The organism is Reyranella sp. GW821-FHT12G01 (assembly GCF_058806575.1).
This window is the reverse complement of the sequence record NZ_JBXAPV010000001.1, coordinates 2,158,518-2,184,013: the sequence shown is the minus strand read 5'-3', so window position 1 is coordinate 2,184,013 and position 25,496 is coordinate 2,158,518. Positions and strand designations below refer to the sequence as shown.

The 25,496-nt window shown below is 64.2% G+C and carries 22 protein-coding genes; 4 read left to right on the top strand and 18 right to left on the bottom strand.

The window, feature by feature from the left end; translation table 11 throughout:
* Positions 1–9 precede the first annotated feature (9 nt).
* The 5 genes from AC1RP5_RS10445 to AC1RP5_RS10425 form a co-directional block, all read right to left on the bottom strand.
* Positions 10–2,394, bottom strand: coding sequence for a xanthine dehydrogenase family protein molybdopterin-binding subunit (locus AC1RP5_RS10445; RefSeq protein WP_493110582.1), 2,385 nt, complete (start codon positions 2,392–2,394; stop codon positions 10–12).
* A gap of 3 nt (positions 2,395–2,397) precedes the next feature.
* Complete coding sequence (locus tag AC1RP5_RS10440; RefSeq protein WP_493110581.1) at positions 2,398–2,883, bottom strand: (2Fe-2S)-binding protein; 486 nt, start codon at positions 2,881–2,883, stop codon at positions 2,398–2,400.
* A 288-nt stretch (positions 2,884–3,171) separates the two neighbouring features.
* Positions 3,172–3,639, bottom strand: coding sequence for an SRPBCC family protein (locus AC1RP5_RS10435; RefSeq protein ID WP_493110580.1), 468 nt, complete (start codon positions 3,637–3,639; stop codon positions 3,172–3,174).
* Positions 3,640–3,661: 22 nt separating this feature from the next.
* Positions 3,662–5,593: a glycoside hydrolase family 17 protein gene (locus AC1RP5_RS10430; RefSeq protein WP_493110579.1), complete on the bottom strand. Its 1,932-nt coding sequence runs from the start codon at positions 5,591–5,593 to the stop codon at positions 3,662–3,664.
* A gap of 65 nt (positions 5,594–5,658) precedes the next feature.
* Positions 5,659–6,756 carry a M14 family metallopeptidase gene (locus tag AC1RP5_RS10425; RefSeq protein ID WP_493110578.1) on the bottom strand — a complete coding sequence of 366 codons (1,098 nt, stop codon included), beginning with the start codon at positions 6,754–6,756 and terminating at the stop codon, positions 5,659–5,661.
* A gap of 165 nt (positions 6,757–6,921) precedes the next feature.
* On the opposite strand from AC1RP5_RS10425, the gene AC1RP5_RS10420 reads away from it, so the two are divergent.
* Positions 6,922–7,062 (top strand): hypothetical protein, encoded by a 141-nt coding sequence (locus AC1RP5_RS10420; protein ID WP_493110577.1) that lies wholly within the window; start codon positions 6,922–6,924, stop codon positions 7,060–7,062.
* A 13-nt stretch (positions 7,063–7,075) separates the two neighbouring features.
* On the opposite strand, the gene AC1RP5_RS10415 is transcribed toward AC1RP5_RS10420, so the two are convergent.
* The 6 genes from AC1RP5_RS10415 to AC1RP5_RS10390 all read right to left on the bottom strand — a co-directional run bounded on the left by AC1RP5_RS10415 (position 7,076) and on the right by AC1RP5_RS10390 (position 15,335).
* The gene (locus tag AC1RP5_RS10415) at positions 7,076–7,870 is read right to left on the bottom strand and encodes a hypothetical protein (protein WP_493110576.1); all 795 of its coding nucleotides are present in this window, start codon (positions 7,868–7,870) and stop codon (positions 7,076–7,078) included.
* Between the two features lie 67 nt (positions 7,871–7,937).
* Positions 7,938–8,288, bottom strand: coding sequence for a DUF4288 domain-containing protein (locus AC1RP5_RS10410; protein WP_493110575.1), 351 nt, complete (start codon positions 8,286–8,288; stop codon positions 7,938–7,940).
* Positions 8,285–10,951, bottom strand: a complete 2,667-nt coding sequence (locus AC1RP5_RS10405) for a hypothetical protein (RefSeq protein WP_493110574.1) — start codon at positions 10,949–10,951, stop codon at positions 8,285–8,287. The genes AC1RP5_RS10410 and AC1RP5_RS10405 overlap by 4 nt, the downstream gene beginning before the upstream one ends.
* Before the next feature lie 132 nt (positions 10,952–11,083).
* Complete coding sequence (locus tag AC1RP5_RS10400; protein WP_493110573.1) at positions 11,084–11,758, bottom strand: hypothetical protein; 675 nt, start codon at positions 11,756–11,758, stop codon at positions 11,084–11,086.
* A 551-nt stretch (positions 11,759–12,309) separates the two neighbouring features.
* Positions 12,310–12,801: a hypothetical protein gene (locus AC1RP5_RS10395; RefSeq protein WP_493110572.1), complete on the bottom strand. Its 492-nt coding sequence runs from the start codon at positions 12,799–12,801 to the stop codon at positions 12,310–12,312.
* Positions 12,798–15,335, bottom strand: a complete 2,538-nt coding sequence (locus tag AC1RP5_RS10390) for a hypothetical protein (RefSeq protein WP_493110571.1) — start codon at positions 15,333–15,335, stop codon at positions 12,798–12,800. The genes AC1RP5_RS10395 and AC1RP5_RS10390 overlap by 4 nt, the downstream gene beginning before the upstream one ends.
* A gap of 101 nt (positions 15,336–15,436) precedes the next feature.
* Here AC1RP5_RS10390 and AC1RP5_RS10385 point away from each other — a divergent pair, with 101 nt between their 5' ends.
* The gene (locus AC1RP5_RS10385) at positions 15,437–16,024 is read left to right on the top strand and encodes a hypothetical protein (protein WP_493110570.1); all 588 of its coding nucleotides are present in this window, start codon (positions 15,437–15,439) and stop codon (positions 16,022–16,024) included.
* A gap of 67 nt (positions 16,025–16,091) precedes the next feature.
* Here the strand turns inward: AC1RP5_RS10385 and AC1RP5_RS10380 are convergent, their stop codons facing one another.
* Positions 16,092–18,221: a hypothetical protein gene (locus AC1RP5_RS10380; RefSeq protein WP_493110569.1), complete on the bottom strand. Its 2,130-nt coding sequence runs from the start codon at positions 18,219–18,221 to the stop codon at positions 16,092–16,094.
* A gap of 252 nt (positions 18,222–18,473) precedes the next feature.
* Between AC1RP5_RS10380 and AC1RP5_RS10375 the strand changes: the two genes are divergently transcribed.
* The gene (locus tag AC1RP5_RS10375; RefSeq protein WP_493110568.1) at positions 18,474–19,760 is read left to right on the top strand and encodes a hypothetical protein; all 1,287 of its coding nucleotides are present in this window, start codon (positions 18,474–18,476) and stop codon (positions 19,758–19,760) included.
* A gap of 30 nt (positions 19,761–19,790) precedes the next feature.
* Here AC1RP5_RS10375 and AC1RP5_RS10370 read toward each other — a convergent pair whose 3' ends face one another.
* Positions 19,791–21,815, bottom strand: a complete 2,025-nt coding sequence (locus tag AC1RP5_RS10370; protein WP_493110567.1) for a lipid II-degrading bacteriocin — start codon at positions 21,813–21,815, stop codon at positions 19,791–19,793.
* Positions 21,816–21,909: 94 nt separating this feature from the next.
* A complete protein-coding gene (locus AC1RP5_RS10365; protein WP_493110566.1) occupies positions 21,910–22,203 on the bottom strand; it encodes a hypothetical protein in 294 nt (97 codons plus the stop codon).
* 50 nt (positions 22,204–22,253) lie between these two features.
* Here AC1RP5_RS10365 and AC1RP5_RS10360 point away from each other — a divergent pair, with 50 nt between their 5' ends.
* On the top strand, positions 22,254–22,604 hold the full coding sequence (locus AC1RP5_RS10360) for a hypothetical protein (RefSeq protein WP_493110565.1): 351 nt from the start codon (positions 22,254–22,256) through the stop codon (positions 22,602–22,604).
* A gap of 8 nt (positions 22,605–22,612) precedes the next feature.
* Here AC1RP5_RS10360 and AC1RP5_RS10355 read toward each other — a convergent pair whose 3' ends face one another.
* The 4 genes from AC1RP5_RS10355 to AC1RP5_RS10340 are packed head-to-tail and all read right to left on the bottom strand — an operon-like array spanning position 22,613 to position 25,494.
* Positions 22,613–23,224 carry a virion core protein, T7 gp14 family gene (locus AC1RP5_RS10355; protein ID WP_493110564.1) on the bottom strand — a complete coding sequence of 204 codons (612 nt, stop codon included), beginning with the start codon at positions 23,222–23,224 and terminating at the stop codon, positions 22,613–22,615.
* Entirely contained in the window at positions 23,214–23,636 is a 423-nt protein-coding gene (locus tag AC1RP5_RS10350; RefSeq protein WP_493110563.1) for a hypothetical protein, read from the bottom strand. Before AC1RP5_RS10350 ends, AC1RP5_RS10355 begins: the two co-directional genes overlap by 11 nt.
* On the bottom strand, positions 23,633–24,082 hold the full coding sequence (locus AC1RP5_RS10345; RefSeq protein ID WP_493110562.1) for a hypothetical protein: 450 nt from the start codon (positions 24,080–24,082) through the stop codon (positions 23,633–23,635). Before AC1RP5_RS10345 ends, AC1RP5_RS10350 begins: the two co-directional genes overlap by 4 nt.
* Positions 24,079–25,494 carry a hypothetical protein gene (locus tag AC1RP5_RS10340; RefSeq protein ID WP_493110561.1) on the bottom strand — a complete coding sequence of 472 codons (1,416 nt, stop codon included), beginning with the start codon at positions 25,492–25,494 and terminating at the stop codon, positions 24,079–24,081. The genes AC1RP5_RS10345 and AC1RP5_RS10340 overlap by 4 nt, the downstream gene beginning before the upstream one ends.
* Positions 25,495–25,496: the final 2 nt, after the last annotated feature.

The following is a 25,496-nucleotide window of genomic DNA, read 5'->3' as shown; positions in this document are numbered from 1 at the left end:
TTCCTCCGTTTACTCGGCCGCCGCGCGTTGGGCGCCCTGGATCGACTGCCACACGTTGAGCGGTGTGGCCGGCATTTCGACATGCTTGACGCCGATCGGCGCCAGCGCGTTGTGGACTGCGTTCATCACGGCGGCCGGGGCCGCGATCGCCCCTGCCTCGCCGCATCCCTTCACACCCAGCGGATTGTGCGGGCACGGGGTGACCTTGTAGCCGAGCTTGAACGACGGGAAGTTGTCGGCGCGCGGCATGGTATAGTCCATGAACGAACCGCTGAGCAGCTGGCCCGTATCCTTGTCGTAGACGGCGCCCTCGAACAGCGCCTGGCCGACGCCCTGGACGATGCCGCCATGGACCTGGCCCTCGACGATCATCGGATTGATGATGTTGCCGAAATCGTCGACCGCCGTGTGGGCGATGACCTCGACAATGCCGGTGTCGGGATCGATCTCGACCTCGCAGATCTGCGTGCCGGCCGGATAGACGAAGTTCGCCGGGTCGTAGAAGGCGTTCTCGTCCATGCCGGGCTCGATCTCGGCCAGCGGATAGTTGTGCGGCACGTAGGCGGCGAACACCGCCTGCGCCAGCGGCACGTTCTTGTCCGTGCCCGCCACCTTGAAGGTGCCGTTCTCGAACTCGACGTCGGCCACGTCGGCTTCCATCAGATGGGCCGCGATCTTCTTGCCCTTGGCGATGATCTTGTCGGTCGCCTTCATGATGGCCGAGCCGCCGACCGCCAGCGAACGGCTGCCGTAGGTGCCCATGCCGAAGGTCGTCGTCGCGGTGTCGCCGTGGACGACCTCGATCTGGTCCATCGGCACGCCCAGCCGGTCGTGGATGAGCTGCGCGAAGGTCGTCTCGTGGCCCTGGCCGTGGCTGTGCGAGCCGGTGATGACCTGCACGTTGCCCGTCGGGTTGAACTTGATCTGCGCCGACTCCCACTGGCCGACACCGCCGCCCAACTGGCCGATCACCTGCGAAGGCGCGAGGCCACAGGCCTCGATGTAGGACGAGAAGCCGATACCGCGCAGCTTGCCGCGCGACTTGGCCTCGGCCCGCCGGGCCTCGAAGCCCGGATAGTCGGCAATCTTCATCGCCTCGTCGATGATCGGCGGGTAGTTGCCCGAATCGTACTGCAGCGCCACCGGCGTCTGGTACGGAAAGGCCGTCGACGGAATGAAATTCTTCCGGCGCAGCTCGGCCGGATCCATCTTCAGCTCGGCAGCCGCCTTGCTGACGATCGTCTCGATCACGAAGGTCGCCTCGGGGCGCCCTGCGCCGCGATAGGCGTCGACCGGCGCCGTGTGCGTCACCGCCGCCTTCACGTTGGCGTAGATGAGCGGCGTCGTGTACTGGCCGGCGAGCAGGGTCGCGTAAAGATAGGTCGGGACCGCCGTCGAGAAGGTCGAGAGATAGGCGCCCATGTTGGCGATCGTCTCGACCTTGAGGGCCAGGAACTTGCCCTCCTTGTCCATGGCCAGCTCGGCATGGGTGACGTGGTCGCGGCCATGGCAGTCGGTCTGGAATGACTCGCTGCGCTCGGCCGTCCACTTGATCGGCCGGCCGACCCGCGAGGCCGCCCAGCAGACCATGGTCTCGTCGGCGTAGCAGAAGATCTTGCTGCCGAAGCCGCCGCCGACGTCCGGCGCAATGACACGCAGCTTGTGCTCGGGGATGCCCAGCACGAAGGCCGACAGGATCAGGCGCAGCACGTGCGGGTTCTGCGAGGTCGACCAGAGCGTGTAGTTGCCCGTGCCCTTGTCGTACTCCGCCGCCGCGGCGCGCGGCTCCATGGCGTTGGGGATCAGGCGATTGTTGACGATGTCCATTTTCGTGACGTGCGCCGCCTTGGCGAAGGCCGCTTCGACATCGGCCTTCACGCCGATTTCCCAGTCGTAGATCAGGTTGCCCGGCGCCTCGGGATGGACCTGCGGCGCATTCTTGTCGAACGCCTTGGCGAGATCGACGTTGGCCGGAAGGACCTCGTAATCGACCTTGATGGCCTCGGCGGCGTCCCTCGCCTCGTCATGGCTGTTGGCCACGACCATGGCGACGGTGTCGCCGACATAGCGGACGGTATCGACCGCCATGACCGGATGCGGCGGCGCCTTGTGGGGCTCGCCGTTCTTGTCCTTCACCACCCAACCGCAGATCAGGCCGCCTACCTTGGCATCGACAAGATCCTTGCCGGTGAAGATGTTGACGACGCCTGGTTGCTTCTCCGCCTCGGCAATGTCGATGCTCTTGATCTTCGCGTGGGCATGCGGGGAACGCAGGAAGTACGCGTAGGTCGCCCGTGCGAGGGGCAGATCGTCGACATAGCGGCCGGTTCCGGTCAGGAAGCGCTTGTCTTCCGTACGCAGAACGCGGGCGCCGATTCCGGTGGCGGAGGTCATGGTTTACACCCCTGCGGTTTTCATAGCCGGCGCAGCGGCCAGGATTGCCTTCACGATGTTGTGGTAACCGGTGCAACGGCAGAGATTGCCTTCGAGCTCACGGCGCACCGTGGCCTCGTCGAGCTGGTAGTTGTGGCGCTTCACCATGTCGATGGCGCTCATCACCATGCCGGGGGTGCAGAAGCCGCACTGCAGGGCATGGTTGTCACGGAAGGCTTCCTGCATCGGGTGCAGCTTCTCGGCGCTCTCGGCGAGGCCCTCGATTGTCGTCACCTTGGCGCCGGCGGCCTGGACCGCGAGGATGGTGCACGACTTGATCGACTTGCCGTCGACGTGGACGACGCAGGCGCCGCACTGGCTGGTGTCGCAACCGACATGGGTGCCGGTCATGCCGAGATGCTCACGCAGGAACTGAACCAACAGCGTGCGCGCCTCGACCTTGCCCGAGACGGACTTGCCGTTGACGGTCATGGCGACGGAAATGGTCATTACTCTTCTCCCCTCACGTATTGGTTCGCGGCTGCGCCAACGCGCGTCCGCCGGGCGTTACCCGTGACTCTCGCAAGCCCTCTACATTCCGGTCAAGGGAATTGCAGGATTCTGTCGCGAGTTGCTAACGACTCGCAAGAAAGACGAGGATCAGGACGACTGCACCGATGCCGATGATCGTCCAGTGCCGGAATCCGCGCTGCGCTGCAGCAGACGGATCGAGGCGCGGCGGCGGATTTCCCGTGGGTCCCGTTGGCCCTGAAGCCGGACCCGAGGGAGGCATCGTCATCAGGCGGACTCGGCTGCGACCGGCGGCGGCGCGCCGACGCTCTCGGCGAACTTGCCGAAGAACTGGTCCGCGAGCTTCTTGGCCGTTCCGGTGATCAGGCGGGCGCCGACCTGGGCGATCTTGCCGCCGACCTGCGCGTCCACGTCGTACTTCAGGATCGTGTCGCTGCCATCCTCGGTGAGCACCACCACGGCGCCGCCCTTGGCGAAGCCCGCGACACCGCCCTGCCCTTCACCGGTGATCTTGTAGCCGTTCGGCGGATCGATGTCGGACAGCGTGACCTTGCCGCCGAACGCCGCGCTGACGGGACCAATGCGCAGGCGGACCTTCGCCGTCATCTCGGTGGGAGACAGCATCTCCAGCGATTCGCAGCCGGGAATGCAGGCCTGCAAGATGGCCTGGTCGTTCAGTGCCGCGAAAACCTTCTCGCGCGATGCACCGATCCTGTATTCGCCCTTGATTTCCATGTCGTAACTCCCGGCTCAGCGCCTACCACTTGTTCGTATATGAGTCCGGCGGCAATTCTGCCAGTGGCTCCCGCACGGAGATGTAGATGGTGGCGATGTAGGGCACGGACATCAGCAGCGCCAGGAACGCGAACCAGTTGGCCTGGGTGTTCCAGAACAGCGTGCGGATGACCCAGCGGCCACCGTCGGCCGAAACGAAACCGCCGGCGCCGCCATCGTGCAACTTGATGGCGCCCTCGGTGACGACCAGCACGATCGCCCAGAAGATCAGCATCGCGGCCAGCACGATCTCGGGCAGCACGGGGCCGAAGCGGCTGAGACGGCGGTCCATGCGGACGAAGCCGCGGCTGCCGTCGTAGCCCAGCAGGCGGCCGAACGAGAGCGCCTTGGCGATCCGGTGGTCGCGATGCACCGGCTCGGTGCGCAGGATGGTGATGGTCTTCCACAGCATCAGCACGATGCTCGGGATGACGAAGCTCCAGATCGGGAAGTCGCGGTAGCGGCCGTCGATCGCGATCTGGCGGAACCAGTCGCCGATGCGGATCACGCCGTCGTACCAGTCGATGCTGATCACGATCAGGTAGAAGATGCAGAGGATCGTGAGCGCGAGATAGAGGATCTGCGCCAGCAGATCGGCGCGCTGCACGATCCGATAGCGCGGCAGTTCGCGCCAGGCATGCCAGGATTCACGGACACGGGCGCCATAGAGCGACGGGTCGGCCATCTGGCCGGTCAGGCTGTCGGAGATGCCGCGCAGCAGCGCGTAGCTGAACATCGCCAGCAGGATCGCCCAGAAGGCCACACCCAGCGTGCGCTCGAAGTAAAAATTGCGCGTCAGGTCGATCCAGGTCGACTGCACGTAGCAGGTCGCCACGAGCTGCGCGAAGAAGGCGAAGATCAGGATGCCCTTCCAGTGGCCGGCCTTGCGCCGGGTGGCATAGGCTAGCAGCAGCAGCGCGCCGCCGATCGTCGAGATCGTGAACAGGATCTGCCAGTGCGGCTCGGCCATCACCGGCTTGCCGAGCTCGAACTTGTCGTGACGCTGGGCGTCCAGCAGGCCCCAGGCGGCGCCTACGGTGCCCTCCTGACGGGCCTTCCAGTATTGGTCGAAGGCCTCGATGACGTTGTAGTCGAAGCCTTCCCGCTCGGCGGCGGTGCGGAAGATCGAGAAATATTTAACCTGCTCGACCCGGCCCGGCCGTGCGTCCGAACGCATGCGGCCGTCGCTCGGCCAGCCGGTCTCGCCGATCACGATCTTCTTGCCGGGGAAGCGCTCCTGCACCTTCTTGTAGATGTCGACCAGGTGCTTCTCAATCGCGAGCTTGCCATCGGCCTCGGTGCGCTCCAGCCCGATCGGCTCATCCTCCCAGTAAGGCAGGATGTGGATCGTGATGAAGTCGACCTCGTCGGCCAGCGACGGATTGCGCAGCCAGAATTCCCAGACATCGGCATAGGTCACCGGCTGGGTGACCCGCTGCTTCACCTGCCGGATGTAGCGGCGCAGCTCGTTGGCGGTCAGGTCCTTGCGCAGCAGCACCTCGTTGCCGACGATCACCCGCTCGACCGTGTCCTTGTACTTGTTGGCATGGTCGATCAGCAGGTTGATCTGCTCGAGGTTTTCCTTCTCGTTGTTGTTCAGCCAGGCGCCGTGCCAGACCTTCAGGCCGTATTTGCCGGCATTCTGCGGCACCGCCTCGAGATTCTCGCCCGAGGAATAGGTGCGGACCGCCTTCACCTTGCCCTGCAGGCGCTTGAGGTCGGCGTCGATCTGCTCAGGTGTCGGGAATGTCCGCGTGAGCGGACTCTGGCCCGGCCGATAGGGCGCGAACGAAACACTCTGGAGAGGCGCGGTGCTCCAGCCGGCTATGTCGACCGGCCGGTTCGGATACCACCACCACAGGAAATTGAGAGCCGCTACGACCGCGAAAGCCAGCAGCGCCACGAATGCACGCATGGGGAGGCTTTTAGCAGGATCGCGGAGCGGACGTATGGCTTTTCGAGGGCTCTTGTCCCCAAAAGCTACAAAGCGCCCCGCTGCAGGCCGGCGATGGCCTGCCGCACGACCTGATGGCCGCGGAACAGCACCGCCTCCTTCCAGTCGTCGGTCTCCGGATAGAATTGGCGGCGCATCGCCTTGCGCACCGGCTCGGCTTCCTTACCCAGCGGGTCGCCGTATTTGTGCAGCCAGTGGTCGGCGCGGAAGGCCTTCTGGCCGCTCTCGCGGTCGAAGGTGCCGTATTCGATGGTGCACATGGTGAGCCGGGTCTGCGGCTCCTTCAGCACGCGGTTCAGCCCGTAATGGCCGAGCCCGTCCCGCGCCTGGGAGGCGGTCTGCCCCCTCTTCGACTCGGTGACCGACTCGCCCCAGAAGTTGCGAACCCGTCGCGAGCCACCGGTGCCGATATCGTAATGGGTGATCGGCTCGCCATAGCCGTAGGGGCCGAGGCCGGTATGGAAATCGACCACCGCCACGTCCTCGCGGCTCTTCAGGTAGCGATCGACGATGGCGTGCAGGGTGCGGTTGGACCAGGCCGGGCCGCCGCCGCCGAAGAACATGCCGTCGGGATGGCTGTACTGGCCGCCCGAGACGGCGCGGAAGAATTCGACTTCTCCAACCTTCTTGCGAAAGGCCATCAGCTTGGCGTCGGCGGCCGCGCGGCCCTCCTCGCTGAAGTCCGCCGGGATCAGGAAGTCGGCGATCTCCAGATAGCCTTCGTTCACCGGATAGGGCTTGGAGTGGTCGACATAGTTGCGGTTGAGGTCGTTGCCCTCTTCCGTCACGCGCCGCGTCCAGGCGAAACCGTAGGGATTGATCGCATGCACGAACAGCGCCGCGGTCCCGGCCGGAAGTCCCGCCGGCCCGATCGAGGCCAGCCAGTCGACCTGGAAGCCCGAGCCACAATAGCCCTCGATCCCGTGCGTCGAGGAGATCGTCACCATCACCTTCGAGGCGTCCGCCGGCCCGACCCAGGCGACATCGGTCGAGAGCGACTCGCCCTTGGGCCCTTTGGTCGGATTGTCGTAGCGGAAGGTCTGGGCGTCGGCGAGCCGGGCCGCCGACAGGAACTTGTCACGCGCCTCGCTGTAGTCGGCGGCGAAGGAGGCAATGTTGTTCATGGTCGACGATACCTCGTCCAAAGCTTCACACATTTCAAAAGACGCCTTCGGACTCCTCCCTATTGTTCGGACCGAAGGCATGTTGAATGCATACCAGATTAGCCGAGTTCAAGGGCTGAGATCGATGGGCTTGAGCATGAAGTTGCGAAAGACTGGATGCTTGCCATGTTCGTCTCCGTTCATCAGCCCATCGGGACGTGGAAGGCGTTCTTGACGCCCCTCACATCGATGTGGACGGTCTTTCCGGCACTGGCGGCCATTACCTGGCTCGCCGGCATCGCCTCTGCTGCTGCAGTTGATCGCTAAACTCTTCCCAACGTCAGACCTTTGCGAAGGCGGGTTTCTCGATGTCGGTCATGGTGTCGTAGGCCTTGAAGATGGTCTCCTCCGGCGTCCGCGTGACGCCGCTGTCGTGGTAGATCGCCTTCAGCCACATCGCCATCTTCGTATGATAGCCGTTCATGATGAAGCTTTCCGACATGACCTTGCGCAGCATCTCCTCACCCTTGGCGACATAAGCCGCGTCAGGCTTGCCACCATCGGCGAGATGACGGCTGGCCCATTGCCCGTACATCAATTCCGCCCGCACGATGGCCGGTGCCGACGAAGGCTTGGTGGTGAGTCCCGCTTCCTGACAGAGCTTCAGGCCGACGTCATGGCGTCGTGCCGCAAGATTGAGCGGCAGCGAGAGTTCGAGCCCCTCCCGCATCAGCAGCTTCGTCCCATTGGGTTCGAAGCGGTCGAACTTGTCCCATTGTCTCCAGTCGGCCTCGCTTGCGCGGCCGAACTCGGTCACCGCTGAATCGCCATCGATCAGCCACTTGCCCAGGCCCAGCGTCTCCCACCATTGATAGGCGTAAAAGGATTCCTCGGTATCCTTGCCTTCTGGCCACGCCGGTTGTGACTCCATCCAGCCCGCGAGCGCCCGCGCTAGCGGCAACACCTGCTCGCGCAAGCCTAGTAGATGGGCCTGGATCAGGTAACCTAGCGTACTTGCCATGTAGTGCGAGCGATTGAACGGCCCAGTCGTTTCCGGCTCGAACTTCATCGCAATAGCCAGAAGGAAATCTAGGTAGAACTGGCGATCTTTCTCGGGCTCGAAAACTCTCGGCATCACGGCCTCCGCAAGAAGGCTTTTGCCGTCGCCCCTCTCGACGCGGCCGAGCTATACCCTACCTGCATCACATGCTGTACTCTGGCTGCGAATTCTCGGGGTAGAGGGGTGAATCGACTGTCACGACGGATCCATCGTCCGGCAGTATCACCGCGCAAATTACCGCGCCATCCAGTTCCTGTGTCGGCAGTATGTTCAATGAGACGATTTTGGCGAACCTCACAGCAGACCTGTGACCGTCCGTTTCATCAATATCGATCTCCTCCCGCCGATGCCCGAGGTCGAGAAACTTCTGGAACGCCTCCTCGAAGCTCGACGCGCGAACAAGACACACGACTTCCTCCGTGTCCCATTTTCCGTTCGAGTCGCTGACGGAGTAGAAGAGCAGCGACGCGCTGTACCAGTCGATCTCGGTCATTTCATGAACCTTTGCTGCTGCAAAATCTTCTTTACCTTCGAGCCGCCATTTTTCAAGGCGTCGCCGACGGTGCCTTTGAACAACTCCGAGGGCAATTCTCTCCTGACACTCGCCTTCATGTACTTGCCGATAAAGTCATCGAGCAACATATCCCGATTTTCCACCAGCCGCCGCGTTGTCAGACTATTTACTTGGAGCTTTAGAGACCTGGCGATTCTCTCATACTCAATGTCTTCTTCGCTCTTGCCCTCTCTGCGAGTAGATGGCTCGCCAGGTGAGCCTGGCAGCATCGGCGTCCCAGAAGGCGGCTTCTCGGGCGAGGGCTTGTCGTCGCTAACCGGCCCCGGTGGATTGTTGTCATCATTGCGCGGCTTCCAGTTGCGCGGCCGGGCCATTTCGCTACTGCCGGAAGCACGGTCCGCATAGATCGGCACAACATCGAAGCGCTTCGCGGCCGCCGCCAGCACGCGGTCGGCGGCCTCCGGCCCGATCGCCCTCTCCAGCGCCGTGGCGTCGATCGTCAACCTCTGTCGGCTATCCGAGGTGACGCCATCGTCGATGCGCACGTCTACAGGCGTGCGGTCCCACAGGTTGCGGCCGAGAACGCTCGTCTCGATGACACCACTGGAATCTCCCGGCGGTTGGCGCAGACGCACGCCATCGCCCAAGTCGACCGTGGTGCCCTGGCTGTTCGTCGGTGTTAGGAGCACGGCAGCACCTGCAGCGACCGCGGCCGCTGCGGTACCAGCCAGGCCGAGGGCTCTCGTCCCCAGCGCCAGCACGTCGCCGGCGATAGCCTCGGCGGTTGCGGTGCCGAGACCTCCAAGAGCAGCAGTACCGGCGTTCGCCAGATGCACGCCACCGGCAAGCGGCTTCTCCTCCCAGATCGTCGTCTGCGCCGGACCATCGGTCGGTGTCCAGGTCTGCGTGAAGCGTGCGCCGTCGAAAGTGGTCGTCTGCGTGCCGACAACGATGCCTTGCGGATCGCGGATCGTGTCGATCTGAGACCAGGTCCGGCCGTCGCGGCTGGTCCGCCGGCTCTCGACGCGGTGCCCGTTGGGCAAAACCATCTCCGACGATGCGCCCGACCGGTCGCGATCAATGCGGATGGTCGCCTCGGCCGGGCCGCCCGGCGTCGGAATATCGCCGGCCGTGACCTCCGCGCTGCCGTCGTCGTTGTGGACGACGCGGGGCTCCGCCCCCTCGAGCACACCCTTCACCTTAAATTCAGAACTGCCCGGAGCCGGCTTCGTTGGCGGCACAACCTCCCGGGGCGCCTCGGCTGGCTCTTGCAGCGGTGTAATTTCCGTATTGCCGTTCGCTTCGGCCGGCTCGCCGCCCGAGGTCCGAACGATGTTCGGATCGCCTTCGCCGCGCGGCAGCACGTCGCTCACGAGGCCGCGAATGTCGGCCATCGTCGGCGGCTTGCCCTCGACCGCCTCGAAGGCGCCCAAAAGCCTGTCGATCTGTTGCCGCGCGGCCCGGCCCTCCTCGCCGCTTGGATCGACGTTGGCAGCGCGCAGTCCCTCTCCCAGGAACAGGCGGCCGAGTCTATGTCGCTCGAAGGCGGGATCGGATCTGCCCTCAGCGAGAGCCTGCTGGAGTTTGGTCAGGCGGTTGTAGTCGTTGTCGCCGAGCGACAGCCGGTGTTGCGTGAGATCGATGCTGGTGAAGTCTGCCGGATTGTTCACCGCCTGATCGTCCAGCCCGTCGTAAAGGTCGCGGTCCGTGACGACGCGGCCGCCGTTCATGGCTGTCCGGTCGAGCGCCTCCGTCTGCTCCGGGCTCAACCCGTCGCGCAGGTCCGCCGGCATCGCCATCAGGGGCGCCCCGGGATGGGCGCCCAGCCAGTCGAGCGCGCCTGTCGCCGCGCGGCCCCGCGCCGCCTGCCAGGCTCGATCGGCGCGCGCCTGTTCGATGATGGCCATCCTCGACACCTGCGCCCGCACCTCCGGCGAGGCGTCCGGCGGCGTCGCGTCGATGGCTCGCGCCTGGTAGTCGTCGAGGTCCGGACGCCGCGCCGGATCGTCCGGCGTGTCGGCCAGGTCGCCCACGATCTCCGTCACGCGACGCTCCTCGCGCGCCCGGTCGATCCGGCGCTCGACCGCCGCCTGCCGCTCCGGCTGGATCACGTCGCGCGCGTGGTCGTAGAGCTTCGCCGCGCGCTCGAGATCCTGGCCAAGCGCGGCCTCGACCGCGCCGGCATAGAGATCGCTGAGGCCTGTGCGCACCGCCGTGTCGATGCGGACCGCGTCCCAGCCCTTGCGTTCGCCCTGGTAGCGCAGCTCGCCCACCACGGTGCGGCCCAGCAGGCGCAGGTGCGCCGGGTCCTGCCAGGACAGCGCCGCGTCACGCGCCAGGTCGGCGAGGCGTTCGGCCACGATGCGGTCGTCCAGCACCGACGTCGCCTGCGCCACGATCCGGCCGAGGTCGCCGCCGGCGCGGTCGAGGCGGCGGTCGATCAGCGGCTCGAGCATCGCCTTCTGGCGCGGGCCGATCGCTTGCGCGAGATACCGGTCCTTCAGCTCGGCCAGAAGCGGGATGGTCCCGGCGATGCCGGCCAGCGCTGCCTCGGGGTCGCGGCCCGCGAGGCCCGTCGCCGGGTCGGTCACCAGCCCGCGGACCTCGCCCGCGAACCCGGTGTCGAGTTGGCGCGTGAACATCTCGTCGGCCTGAAGGCTGAGGGGGTGGTCGTCTCCCAGCTCGTTGCGCGGCCATGACTCCGCGGCCGGCGCTGCCAGGTTCGCCGGCAGCGCCCTCTACTGCGGCAGTTGCTCGCTAAACTCTTCTCGACATCAGACCTTTGCGAAGCCAGGCTTTTCGACCCCATCCATCGTGTCGTAGGCCTTGAGGATGGTCTCCTCCGGCGTCCGCGTGACGCCGCTGTCGTGATAGATCGCCTTCAGCCACATCGCCATCTTAGTGTGATAGCCGTTCTCGATGAAGCGTTCCGACATGACCTTTCGCAGCATCTCCTCGCCCCTGGCGACATAGGTCGCGTCGGGCTTGCCACCGTCGGCGAGATGACGGCAGGCCCATTGCCCGTACATAAGTTCTGCTCGCACGATCGCCGGCGCCGACGAAGCCTTGGTGGTGAGTCCCGCTTCCTGGCAGAGCTTCAGGCCGACCTCATGACGTCGCGCCGCGAGGTTGAGCGGCAGCGCAAGTTCGAGCCCCTCCCGCATCAACAGCTTCGTCCCGTTGGGCAGGAGGCGGTCGAACTGGTCCCACTGTCGCCAGTCGGCCTCACTCGCGCGGGTGAACTCGGCCACCGCCGGATCACCATTGATCAGCCACTTGCCCAAGCCCAGCGTCTCCCACCATTGATAAGCGCGGAAGGCTTCGTCGGTGTCCTTGCCCTCTGGCGGCGCCGTTTGTACTTCCATCCAGGCCACGAGCGCTTGCGCCGTCGGCAGCACCTGATCGCGCAGGCCCAACAAGTAAGCCTCGATCAGATTACCCAACCTCATCGCTAGATAGTGCGAGCGATTGAACGGCCCGGTCGTTTCCGGCTCAAACCTCATCACACGCTGTAGGTTAAATTCGAGATAAAATTTACGGTCGTCTTCAGGATCGAAGTTTCTAGGCATCACGGCCTCCGCTGCGGGTGGACGACGGCGCGCTCGCCGCCCACGATTCGTTCAACCACACCGTTGCGTGCGTTGCCAGTACCCACCGTGACGATCGTCACGTTCCTGTTTCTCCAATTCTCCAGCGCCCTGGCTGCACATCGATGCGGCCGGGCTTCCTAGTACCGATGGCTATTGCTTGGCTCGCCGGCCACGGCCTCTGCCGCAGCAGTTGCTCGCTGCACTCTTCCCAACATCAAACCTTGGCGAAGGCCGGCTTCTCGACGCCGGTCATCGTTCATAGGCCTTAAGGTTGATCTCTTCTGGCGCCCGCGTGACCACTGTCGTGGCAGATCGCCTTCAGCCACAGCGCCATCTTGGTGTGAGAGCCGTTTCGAAGAGGCTGCGGCGGGCATCAAAGCGTGATCTCGAGTCAGATGGACGGAACCAAATCAGTCCAGCCAGATCGGTCGCATGTCGGGATTTTCGAAGTCCTCCAGCGGCATGTATTTATGTTCATAGGATCTGGGTCCATCCAGGGCCTGCAGTCGAACCGGTCGAAAATACCCGAGGTTCTTCTTATCCAGGCGAGCAACTTCGATCGAACTATCGATAGCAGAAAAGACCCGCTGAAATGCATCGGCGAGATTCGATGCCGACCGATCCAGTCCAACACTTCTGTCACCCAGATCGAATTCATCCCAGAAACCCGGGGTGACCGGAACAGCACGAAACGTCCGCTGGCACTCGTGAAGCTGATCGAGAAGTGCATCGAACGCTTCTCCAGGCACAGTGCGCCTGTAGAGACGATCCGTCACCAGAGCGAACGAGTGATCGGCCGATTCTGGCTTATGCCGGCCGATCAACTCGAAAAAGGCGGCAACTTCCCTTGGCGTTCCGATCTGCTGGAGAACTAGCCCTGCCGAAAGTCCAACGTCGCTCATCGATAGAACCTCACGAATTCAATGTGTTCATGCCTGAGCAGACCATTCGACTTTTCGACGATCCTTCTTGCGATATCATCGAGGCGACCTGGAGATACATTCTGTCCGCGCACATCGATCTTAATGTTCTGCTGCATGCCTTGCGGCAGATGTCGGACACGCTCCTGAACCTGTCGGATGACGTTGTTGACCAGGCCATCGGCATTGGTATTGATATCGTAGTTTTTCACCTCGAACGATGCACTGCGTTTGTCGGCCGACACACCGTCGGGACGAACCGAACCAGCCGTCCTTGAGCTTACCTCCCTACCATCCTTGAAAGCGACTTGCGAAGCAAAGTCCGGATGTCGATCGGCCATATTGTCGAGTTCGCTTTGACGCCAACTAGGACGCTGCCCCGGCAGAAACGGCGGCACCGGAGGTCCGGAAGGCGGTCGCCTGTCGTCATCGACCGGCTCCGGCGGATTGTTGTGGCCCTTGTCCGGCTTCCCGTCTTTTGGGCCAGCCATTTCGCTGCCACCGAAAACGCCGCCCGTTCCCTGGCGAGCGATCGTGTCGTCTATTGCCTTTCCAACGATCACTGCCCCGATCGCCGCCGCCGCGAGATCCAGAAGGATGGGGATGGCCAACGCGGGCGAGACGTTCTGCACCGTCGCCACGGGACCGTTCCTATCCCAGATGTCCGTCTGTGGCGGTCCGTTTATCGGCTCGGCGGTGCGCGTCACGCGCTCACCGTCGAAAGTCGTGGTGATAGCGCCCAGCGTCTTGCCCTCGGGGTCGCGTATGGTATCAACCTGCGACCAGTGGCCATCGGCGGGATAGGACCAACGGCTCTCCACACGATGGCCGTCGGCGAAGGTGGCATCAGTCGAGACGATGCGGTCTTGCTCGTCGTACGCTTCCGTGACGTCGGCCTTGCCACGCTCGGTATCAACGCCGCGGCGCGTGATTCGTTTGGTGCCGTCGTCGAACCGCGTGACGTCGGACGAAGGAGGCGTCACGGGTGCCGCTTCTGTCGCTTTGGGACCTGTCGATTCTTCGACTACCACTTCGCTGATGGGTGAGGGTGTCGATACGGCATCGACGACGCGGCTGGTGATGCCGTCGACATCGGAACTGACCGGCGCAATGCGAGGCTTTCCTTCATCGAACATTCCCTTCGCCGCGGCCTTTTGCGGCGATGCTTCGACCGGCTCGCTACCCGAGGTCCGGACGATATTCGGATCGCCAGTTACACGCGGCAGCACGTCGCCAACGAGGCCACGGATGTCCGCCATCGTCGGCGGTTTCCCCTCGACGGGCTCGAAGGCGCCTAAAAGCCTGTCGAGTTGCTGACGCGCGGTCCGGGCCTCCTCGCTGTCGGGATCGACGTTGGCGTTGCGCAGCGCTTCCCCGAGGAACAGGCGGCCGAGACGGTGGCGCTCGAAGGCCGGATCGGGTTTGCCTTCGGCGAGAGCCTGCTGGATTTTGGTCAGGCGGTTGTACTCGCTGTCGCCGAGCGACAGGCGGTATTGCGTGAGATCGAGACCGGCGAAGCTTTCGGGGTCGCTCACGGCCTGATCGTCGAGCCTGTCGTAGAGGTCGCGGTCCGTGACGACGCGGCCGCCGTTCATCGCCGTCCGGTCGAGCGCCTGCGTCTGCTCCGGGCTCAACCCGCCGCGCAGGTCCGCCGGCATCGCCATCAGCGGCGCCCCGGGATTGGCGCCGAGCCAGTCGAGGGCGCCGGTGGCCGCGCGGCCCCGCGCCGCCTGCCAGGCTCGATCGGCGCGCGCCTGTTCGATGCTGGCCATCCTCGACACCTGCGCCCGCACCTCCGGCGAGGCGTCCGGCGGCGTCGCGTCGATGGCTCGCGCCTGGTAGTCGTCGGGGTCCGGGCGCTGCGCCGGATCGTCCGGCGTGTCGGCCAGGCCGCCGACGATCTCCGTCACGTGACGCTCCTCGCGCGCCCGGTCGATCCGGCGCTCGACCGCTGCCTGCCGCTCCGGCTGGATCACGTCGCGCGCGTGGTCGTAGAGCTTCGCCGCCCGCTCGGGATCCTGGCCGAGCGCGGCCTCGACCGCGCCGGCGTAGAGATCGCTGAGGCCCGTGCGCACCGCCGTGTCGGTCCGGACCTCGTCCCAGCCCTTTCGTTCGCCCTGGTAGCGCAGCTCGCCCACCGTGGTGGCGCCCAGCGTGCGCAGATGGGCCCGGTCCTGCCAGGACAGCGACGCGTCACGCGCCAGGTCGGCAAGGCGCTCGGCCACGATGCGGTCGTCCAGCACCGACGTCGCCTGCGCCACGATCCGGCCGAGGTCGCCGCCGGCGCGGTCGAGGCGGCGGTCGATCAGCGGCTCGAGCATCGCCTTCTGGCGCGGGCCGATCGCTTGCGCCAGGTACCGGTCCTTCAGCTCGGCCAGAAGCGGGATGGTCCCGGCGATGCCGGCCAGCGCCGCCTGTGGGTCGCGGCCGGCGCTGCCGGGGGCAGCTCCTCCATCTCGATACTTGCCATGGTCGTCTCCGGGCCAAGTCCGCTTTGAACTAGTCTGCTCGATCAAGGTGCGAAGGTTCGTGCAAAGGCGTGGCCAGCCTCCACGAGGCATGCTAGTTTTACTTCATGACTAAACAACCAAACGTTGCTTCATTCCATGGGTTGCGCTTGGTCGCGCGCTTCGTCGTTCTTCTGGTCGCCCTGTCCATTCTGTTCGACCTGACCGGATTGATCGCTCGCTGTTTCGATTCGTTACGGCCTTTCGAATTGATGCATCTGTATCTTCGTCTCGTTTTTAGCTCTGGCCTGCTGATCGATGACTTAGACGAAGCCAACCTTGCGGGTTTCCTCTGGCATTATCTGCCGGCGGTCGTCGTGTCCTTGTCGACCACCATCGCCTGGGCCCTTGTCGATCGCCATCGTCTGGGCTCCAGAAGGTTTTCGGCGAAAGGCCACATGGACATGGCGCTCTTGCCGCTCTTGCGTCGCCTGGCTCTGCGCTTCGCAGTTCTATTGTTCGTCCTGGCCGCTCTCTACGATTTGTCCGTACCGCTGAGCTCGTGCTTCAATCTAACACTGCCGATTCTGCCGAAGACCTTACCGACCTGCTTTCTCACCCACTTCGAAACGCAGATTTCCGATACGCGCAAAGGTGGCCTTCCCGGCCTCGTATGGCATTATCTGCCTGTCGCCGTGATCACGACCTTTGTCATCATCATTTGGGCCTGGAAGGATTACCGAGGACGGCGCGAGTAAGGACGCCACTCCGACAGCAACGGCTCGATCACAGACCACTCGAAATCCGTCCAAATCTGGAGAAGTTTCAGGGGTTCAGCTCACTGTTTAAGTGAAACGACTCATTGAAGACGCCACTTTCTCCCGCTTTATAGCCACGTTCGATCCACCGTTTGACTCGCGGATCCAGGCCGTAGGGCTCGCCCGGCATGTAGTTGCTCGAATTTTCTTTCGCATATTTCCCCGTAATCTTCAAAACCTCGTCAAGGGTATGAAAGCCCACCTGTTGCATGTACAGTCCCACGTTGAAATTCGAGACGTCGCGGAACTGGCGCAACTGCAGGTAGCCCGGAGCGTCGTTGTCTGGAATCCAAAGCCTCTGGTAGTCGAGCCGTCCACCTTGGGCGAGATCCTTGCCGACCAACTCGCGGCCGTATTCTTCTATTTTCGAGAAGTCCGTGAGCGCTTTCCAGGGGCTCGCGCGCGCTTTATCCAGGACCTTACTGCGCGTTTCCCGACCGGCCGCAACAACCTCGCTGAGGTCCTCGAACGGCGACATCAGGAAGCCTGTTTCCGAGTCTTCGCTTGGCACGCTCTTGCCGCTCGGCAAGACCACGCGCTTTCCCGGGTCCGTGGCCGTCTTCGTCGTAGCGGCTTGAGACTCAGGACTGCCCGGAGTTGACTGCGTTGGTGACGCAACCTTTTGGCCGGCCTTTGCTGGCTCTTGCGGCTGCGCGATTTGCGTATTGCCGTTCGGTTCGACCGGCTCGCCGCCCGAGGTCCGGACGATGTTCGGATCGCCATTTACGCGCGACAGCACGCCGCTCACCACATCGCCGACGAGGCTGCGAATGTCCGCCATCGTCGGCGGCTTACCTTCGACGGACTCGAAGGCGCCCAAGAGCCTGTCGATCTGTTGCCGCGCCGTCCGGGCTTCCGTGCCTTCGGACTCGACGTTGGCAGCGCGCAGTCCCTCTCCCAGGAACAAGCGGCTGAGACGGTGGCGCTCGAAGGCTGGATCGGATTTGCCGTCGGCGAGAGCCTGCTGGAGTTTGGTCAGGCGGTTGTAGTCGTTGTCGCCGAGCGACAGCCGATGTTGCGTGAGATCGAGGCCGGTGAAGTCTTCCGGATTGTTCACCGCCTGGTCATCGAGCCTGTCGTAAAGCTCGTGATCCGTGACGACGCGGCCGCCGTTCATGGCGGTCCGGTCAAGCGCCTCCGTCTGCTCCGGGCTCAACCCGTCGCGCAGTGCCGTCGGCATTGCCATCAGCGGCGCACCGGGATTGGCGCCGAGCCAGTCGAGCGCGCCGGTGGCCGCGCGGCCTCGCGCCGCCTGCCACGCCCGGTCGGCGCGCGCCTGTTCGATGCTGGCCATCCTCGATACCTGCGACCGCACCTCGGGCGAGGAGTCCGGAGGTGTCAGCCCGGCGGCACGCGCCTGGTAATCGTCGAGGTCCGGACGCCGCGCCGGATCGTCCGGCGTGTCGGCCAGGTCGCCGACGATCTCCGTCACGCGACGCTCCTCGCGTGCCCGGTCGATCCGGCGTTCGACCGCCGCCTGCCGCTCCGGCTGGATCACGTCGCGCGCGTGGTCGTAGAGCTTCGCCGCGCGCTCGAGATCCTGGCCAAGCGCGGCCTCGACCGCGCCGGCATAGAGATCGCTGAGGCCTGTGCGCACCGCCGTGTCGGTCCGGACCGCGTCCCAGCCCTTGCGTTCGCCCTGGTAGCGCAGCTCGCCCACCACGGTGTGGCCCAGCGTGCGCAGATGCGCCGGGTCCTGCCAGGACAGCGCCGCGTCACGCGCCAGGTCGGCGAGGCGTTCGGCCACGATGCGGTCGTCCAGCACCGACGTCGCCTGCGCCACGATCCGCCCCAGGTCGCCGCCGGCGCGGTCGAGGCGGCGGTCGATCAGCGGTTCGAGCATCGCCTTCTGGCGCGGGCCGGTCGCTTGCGAGAGGTACCGGTCCTTCAGCTCGGCCAGAAGCGGGATGGTCCCGGCGATGCCGGCCAGCGCCGCCTCGGGATCACGGCCCGCGAGGCCCGTCGCCGGATCGTTCACCAGCCCGCGCACCTCGCCCGCGAACCCGGTATCGAGCTGCCGCGTGAACATCTCGTCGGCCTGCAGGCCCAGCGGATGGTCGTCCCCCAGGTGGTTGCGCGGCCATGACTCCGCGGCCGGCGCTGCCGAGGGCAGCTCCTCCATTTCGATATTTGCCATGTTCGTCTCCGTTCAGCGGCCCATCAGGGCCTGAAGCGGGTTCTTGCCGCCACGCACATCGATGCAGCCGGGCTTCCCAGCATCCGCATCGAAATCGTCAAATACAGGGTTCGGCACGATCTAAATACAACTTATGATTGCTTGCCTCCTACTTCCCTGCGTATCATTCATGGAGGCATCAAAGCTTAACCGTGAAGGTGCCGGTACATGCCAGAAACGCCGAAGCGTCTATCTCTGCTTGGGACGAGCCGCTTGGCGATCGGCCTGATGCAGGGCGTACTTTTGTGGTTTCTCGATCAGTCCGTTTTCGCAAAGGAATGGCCGACAACCGATGAAGCGCTCTTCGCGTCACTACTAACGTCAGCTTTGTTCGTGCCCGTCATAGCGATTGCCGGGATTGGAAATCTCCGTGCCAGGACTTTAATGCTGTGGCTTGCAGGCGCCTTCGTCATTTGTGTTGGCCTCGGCTGGCATTCGATCTTTCGACAGGTGCCTGTACCACTCGATCGACGCCTTGGCCCTTACTGGTTCAATCTCAATAGTTTCTTGATCGTCTTTTTCTTTGTTTTCCATACGCTGGTGGCTGCGGCCGATGAGGACAGGCATTGGATTGCGAGCGCTGCCACCTATTTTTACACGACCTGGAAACTGGCGACACAACTTATATTTGCAAGCCTATTTGTTGGACTACTCTTGAGCACACTGTCTCTGGGCACAAAACTTTTTACACTGATCAATATCGACTCCCTTGCAGTTGGCTTGAATATGGACTTGCTTTGGATTCCCATCGCGGCACTGGCGACCAGTCTCGCATTTCACCTCATTGATCGCCGCTTTGCGGCCATGCAGGGAGCGATCAAACTTCTGCTTGGCCTGATTTCATCGCTCTTGTTCATCATCGTACCGTTCATCGTCGTATTTCTCATCACTCTCCCTTTCACTGGCCTTGCAGCGCTTTGGAACAAAGGGCATGCAACATTCCAGCTGATTGTCGCTTCGGCTGTTTTGATCGCCTTAATCAATAGTCACTTTCAGGCCGGTGAGCCCGAGTCCGGCCGCCTAAAGGCCCTCATCTATATGAGATACGCTGCCATCTTCCTGCTCATACCGCTTTTCACTTTGGCAGCCATCGATTCGGGCTTGCAGGTGGAGCAGCACGGATGGACACCCTCCCTGATCGTCGCCGCTGCCTGTCTGACCGTGCTAGGCTGTCAAACTCTTGGCTCGGCACTGGTGGCAATACGCTCCGGCCTCAGCTTGCGTGGGCTCGCGACGGTAAATGCCTGGGCCGCCATCGTCGCAGTCGTGGCAAGTCTAGCCTTGTTGAGCCCGATCGCGGATCCCTCGCGGCTGTTCGTAGCAGATCAGCTCAAGCGCCTCGAAACGGGCACCGTACACGCTGCCTCATTTAACTACCTCCTGCTCCGAACTCAGGGCCTTGGCTACGGTTGGGCAGCCCTCGAACGCCTAAAAACGACGCGGGAGGGACCACAGGCTTCAGACATTGCAAGCGGCGCCGAAGCAGCATTGAATAATTAGGTACCGTCGGCGCAGGGAACCAGCGCATCGTCAGTAACCACGTTTGATGTCAATTGGTTTGGTGCCTGCGATCACGACGCTGAACTCACGGCCGGGCAAATAGGTACCGATAACAGTAGCGATTTCTGCCGCCCAGGTTCGATGATTACTTGGATAGAATCGATACCGATCGGGCTCGGCGCCAAGCTCTCCCTTGAACGAGTAGCGACCTTTCTCGTCCAGTTCCAATATGCCGCGTATGTTGAGCGTAATGTTGCCGACGACATAGTGTGCTTCACCCGGAGCAGAGAACGGCATACGCCCTTCAATCTCGTATTTACCCGGCTGCTTCTGGTTAAGGATTTTCTGGACAGCAGGAAATTGGGCGGGCTCTACGCCCGAAGTGTCGATTTCTTTGAAGTCGTACTCAACAGTGTCGCCCGACCCAGCCATGTAGTGGTCCAATCCCGATTTTGGTCCCGTAATCTTCTTGGTTGGAGCGAGGCGGCGGGCCGCTTCATACTCCGGGCTCCCCGGAGCCGGCCCTGTTTGCGCCGCAGTTCCTCCTCTTCCCTCTACTGACTCTTGCTGCTGCGCGATTTGGGTATCGCCGTTCAGTTCGACCGCCCCGCCGCCGACCCGGACGATATTCGGATCGCCTTCATCACGCGGCAGCACGCCACCGACCACATCACCGACGAGGCCGCGAATGTCGGCCATCGTCGGCGGCTTGCCCTCGACCGTCTCGAAGGCGCCGAGCAGCCTGTCGAATTTCTGCCGCGCGGTCCGGCCCTCCTCGCCGTCGGGATTGACGTTGGCAGCGCGCAGTCCCTCTCCCAGGAACAGGCGGCCGAGACGGTGTCGCTCGAAGGCCGGATCGGATTTGCCTTCGGCGAGAGCCTGCTGGAGTGTGGTCAGGCGGTTGTACTCGCTGTCACCGAGCGACAGGCGGTGTTGCGTGAGATCGATGCTGGTGAACTCTTCCGGTTCGCGCACCGCCTGGTCGTCGAGCCTGTCGTAGAGGTCGCGGTCCGTGACGACGCGGCCGCCGTTCATGACCGTCCGGTCGAGTGCCTGCGTCTGCTCCGGGCTCAACCCGTCGCGCAGCTCCGGCGGCATCGCTATCAGCGGCGCGCCGGGATTGGCGCCGAGCCAGTCGAGCGCGCCCGTGGCCGCGCGGCCCCGCGACGCCTGCCAGGCTCGGTCGGCGCGCGCCTGTTCGATGCTGGCCATTCTGGATACTTGCGTCCGCACCTCGGGCGAGGCGTCCGGCGGCGTCAGCGCGACGGCCCGCGCCTGGTAGTCGTCGGGGTCCGGGCGCCGCGCCGGATCGTCCGGCGTGTCGGCCAGGCCGCCCACGATCTCCGTCACGCGACGCTCCTCGCGCGCCCGGTCGATCCGGCGCTCGACCGCCGCCTGCCGCTCTGGCTGGATCACGTCACGCGCGTGGTCGTAGAGCTTCGCCGCCCGCTCGGGATCCTGGCCGAGCGCGGCCTCCACCGCGCCGGCATAGAGATCGCTGAGGCCCGTGCGCACCGCCGTGTCGGTCCGGCTCGCGTCCCAGCCCTTGCGTTCGCCCTGGTAGCGCAGTTCGCCCACCACGGTGTGGCCCAGCGTGCGCAGATGGGACGGGTCCTGCCAGGACAGCGACGCGTCCTGCTGCAGATCGGCGAGGCGTTCGGCCACGATGCGGTCGTCCAGCACCGACGTCGCCTGCGTCACGATCCGCCCGAGGTCGCCGCCGGCGCGGTCGAGACGGCGGTCGATCAGCGGCTCGAGCATCGCCTTCTGGCGCGGGCCGATCGCCTGCGCCAGGTACCGGTCCTTCAGCTCGGCCAGAAGCGGGATGGTCCCGGCGATGCCGGCCAGCGCCGCCTCGGGGTCGCGGCCCGCGAGGCCCGTCGCCGGGTCGTTCACCAGCCCGCGGACCTCGCCCGCGAACCCGGTGTCGAGCTGGCGCGTGAACATCTCGTCGGCCTGAAGGCCCAGCGGATGGTCGTCCCCCAGGGCGTTGCGCGGCCATGACTCCGCCGCCGGTACTGCCGACGGCAGCTCCTCCCTCTCGATATTTGCCATGTTCGTCTCCGTTCAGCGGCCCATCAGGGCCTGAAGCGCGTTCTTGACGTGGGTCGACACGATCGATCGTCCGGGCATGCCCAGGCGGAAGGCGTCATTGCCGGCGTGGCGTTCGTTCTTCGAGCTGTTGAGCCTTCCTCTCGGTCGCGCGCCTCTCGGCTTCCTCCTTCGCGGCGCGGACGGCCTCGTCCCTCATGGCGCGAGCTATTCTGTCCGTCGTGTCCGACACCTTCCCGAGTTGCTCACCGGCCATCAGCAGGGCCTTCGCATCGCCCTCCGCCTGCGCCGTGTTGCCAAAGGCGCCCAGCGGCGCGTTGTTGGGGAGAGCCACAGCCGGCAGCGGCCTCGCCTCGACAGCCGGCTGATTGAAAGAACGGATGATTGCCATCAGAGCGATCCTTGCGTTAGCGTCGCGCCCATGGGGCCGAAAGGATGAGGATGAGATACGTTCTGCTGCTGGCGCTGGTTTTGGGTGGGTGTACAGCCCCGACTCAGTACGCCACTCAACCGCTGACCCGCCTCGACAAGGACACCGAGTACCGAGAGGATACTCGCGCAGGCGGCTTCAACTTGACGATCCTGTATTCGCGTTACCAGCTCATACCTGAGAGCGATGCCCTTGCCGTTGCGTGCAAGCAGACGCTCACGTCTCTTGCCCACGATCTTGCCGAGAAGCAGGGCCGTCGCATCAAACCAATAGACGAGCAGCGCATCAAAATCAGCTTTGGGCGCAACGGAGTAACAGGCATCACGTCCTGCTCTGCGACCGCACCGGCCGACTGGGCTTGATAGGTACATTACTTCCATGTCGCCGCATCGGTGCCGCCGAACCTGCCGATCTTGCTGCCGGCGTTGATAACCGCCTGATCGGCCTGGAAACGAGACCACTTGTCGCCTAGCGTCGAAGCGCCCGATAGTAACGAAGCCCCTGCCCCCAGATAGTTGGGCGTGTAAACCGAGTTAGCAGCGCGGGTGCCTTCGAGGATGGCCGTGTTGCCGTAGCCTATCCCTTGCACCATGTAGCCATAAGCCTCGCGCGCGGCGTTGGCGCGAATAGTCTGGGCGTCGAATTCACCAGCCGCGGCCGTGTCGCCCAGAATGTCGGTCGGGCTGCCCTCAAGGTCTGTGCCTTGTCCGGCCAAACCAGCCGTCTGCTGACCGATCTGCTGGCGCATTAGACTGCGTCGGCTTTGCTCGGCAACCTGACCGCGTTGCGCCGCATCGGCAGCCTGACGGTCCGCAAGCTCCTGATTCTGCCGTGCGACCTGAGACAGATAGACGGCTTGAGCGGCGTTGGCACTAGTAGCTTGCGACTGGGCATTCTGCTGCCCGATTTGACCGGCGACACCGGCAGCTGTGCCGACTGCGGACAGCGCCAGTGATGCCAGTGCAATTGTCTCAATGCCCATTTTGGAGTCTCCAGATTGGGAGCTTGCGGCCGTTGACCATGGCCCGATGTTCGCCCGTTGGAATAAAGCCAAGCAGACGCGCCCACCGCGCACTGGGCTCGTCGACCAGCGCCCAGATGGGGCCGTGACATGTTTCAAGCTTCTGTCGGCAGGCGTTGAATAGCCGGACCATAAGTCGCGCCGTGTCCCCGGCGAAGTAAGCCCACACCTCGTGGCCGCCATCACGCGGCACCAACCCAGCGCAGCAGACGATGCGGCCAGCGACCTCACCAGTGAACGAGGGCAAACGCTCGACGGCAGACAGTATCTCTGGCGTCAGCAGCTCGGCGGGGCGCTCAAAGACTGGGTTGACCTTCATGTCGGAGAGGTCCGCTGCCACGAAGGGGCGGAGTTTTAGATCGGCTGCGCTCATGCCGCCTCCTTGTACACACGCCGGAACAAGCCCCTTCCCAGGACGAACGGCTCGCCGATCGTGAAGCCCAGCCAGCGCAGCCAGCGGATCGCTGCGTGGTAGCGGGCATCGACGATATTCCTCAGTCGCGGGAAGAGTGTGAGCCAGCGCGCGACGGTGCGGCGGGTCTCGATCATGAAGGCGCGGCGGTGTGACGGCACGAGGTCGGATCCGAGCAGCCACGGCACGCCGGTCAGCCCGATCAGGCTGAGTGGAGCGATACCCGCCATGCAAACGATCCGCCCGTCGTCGCGATAGGTCCATGCCTCGCGGGATTCCGTCACGCTTTGCAGCAGGCTCTCGACCGGCTCGCGGCCGAGCGCCAGCACCTCCGCGCGGTCCTCCGCGCGCAGCGTCAGCGCGAGCTCGCGGGCGTCGTCCTCGGTGGCGGGCAGCATCGTGATCACCAGCCGCGATCCACGGAGGCCTGATAGTTCCAGCTCGCAGCAGTGAGGGTGACGAAGGCGCTGCGGGTATAGTTCGACGCGTTGTGCGATGCGCCGACCCAATGCAGGGACTTCGGGTTGACCGAGATCTGCACGGGGCGGCTGACGCTGCCGTCGTAGTCCCAGACGTTCCGGCCGAACTCCAGCACCTCTCCGACCGGGTAGCCGTTGTCGGTCGTGATGCAGCGGAAGACCACGCTGTAGATGCGGGGCTGTACGCCGATGTTGTGGGCGTGGGTGACGACCGTCGGGCCCGTCGGGAGCGTGCTCGTGGCGGCCGAGACGTACTGCCCGTTGTAGGCGTAGACGATCGTGGCCGTCACTTGCGTGCCGTTTGTGTCGGCCTCGCCGACGAACACGAGATTGACCTGCGGCGCGGTCGTGCCGTTGCCGAGATAGCCACGCATCTCGGCGATGTTGAACGTGAACTGGCCGTTGGCGGTCGAAGGCGTGCCGCCCCACTGGTAGATCGGCGCCAGCAGCGTCTTGCCGGTCGTCATCACCCCGCCGGCGATCGTGACGTAGAGGTAATTCTTGTTCGATGCGGTCAGGTTCGACCATGTCAGGTTCGCGGTGCTGACGCCGATCGTGTCCGCCGAAGCGCCGGTTGCGCTCGACCAGCCGCCCGCCGCCGTCACGACCAGCGGATAGGTCGAGGAGACGTTCAGGGACGTGAGATTGAGGGTGGCCGTGGTGCTTGAGGGCAGCAGGTCCGGCACACCCGCCGACGTAACGGGGCCGGCCGCGACCGTCTGGCGTCGAGCGCCATTGACGATCGGGTACGGGGGCAGAGCTTGCCATGCGACGTCGGCGCCGCTCATGCCGAGGTATTGTCCTGACGTGCCACGCGTCAGGGCCTTGTAGGTGTGGCCGTCGTGGATCAACAGGTCGCCCTGCATCGAAAGCTTGTCGATGTCGCCCTGGAATACCTGCAGATCCTGGATCAGGTCGTAGTTGCTCTGCTCCGTCGCCGGGTCGCTGATGCTGGAGACGGTGTAGCGGCCCACGATCTCGGCGAGCTGCTGCATCGCCATGTAGACCTCGTCGAAGCGTCGCTCGACCACCTCGGGGTAGTAGCCGCCCTGGTTCGAGAGCACCGTCGTCTGGGTGTAGGGCACGGTGCGTACGATCGTGAGCTTGGTGCCGGTGGCGATCGGCGAGCCCGACCGCAGGTAGGTCACGCTGCCGCCCGTGGTCGAGCCGATGCCGGTCACCGAATACTGGCTGGGCGACAGCGTCGTCTCGGCCCCGGCGGCATCGGTGTAGATCACCGACAGGTGCGAGGCGTCGAGGATCGGGAAGCTGTACGGGAACACTGAGCCCGAGCCGTTGCCGTTGTGGATGACCTTGTTGGCGGTGGTGGTGAGCGACATGG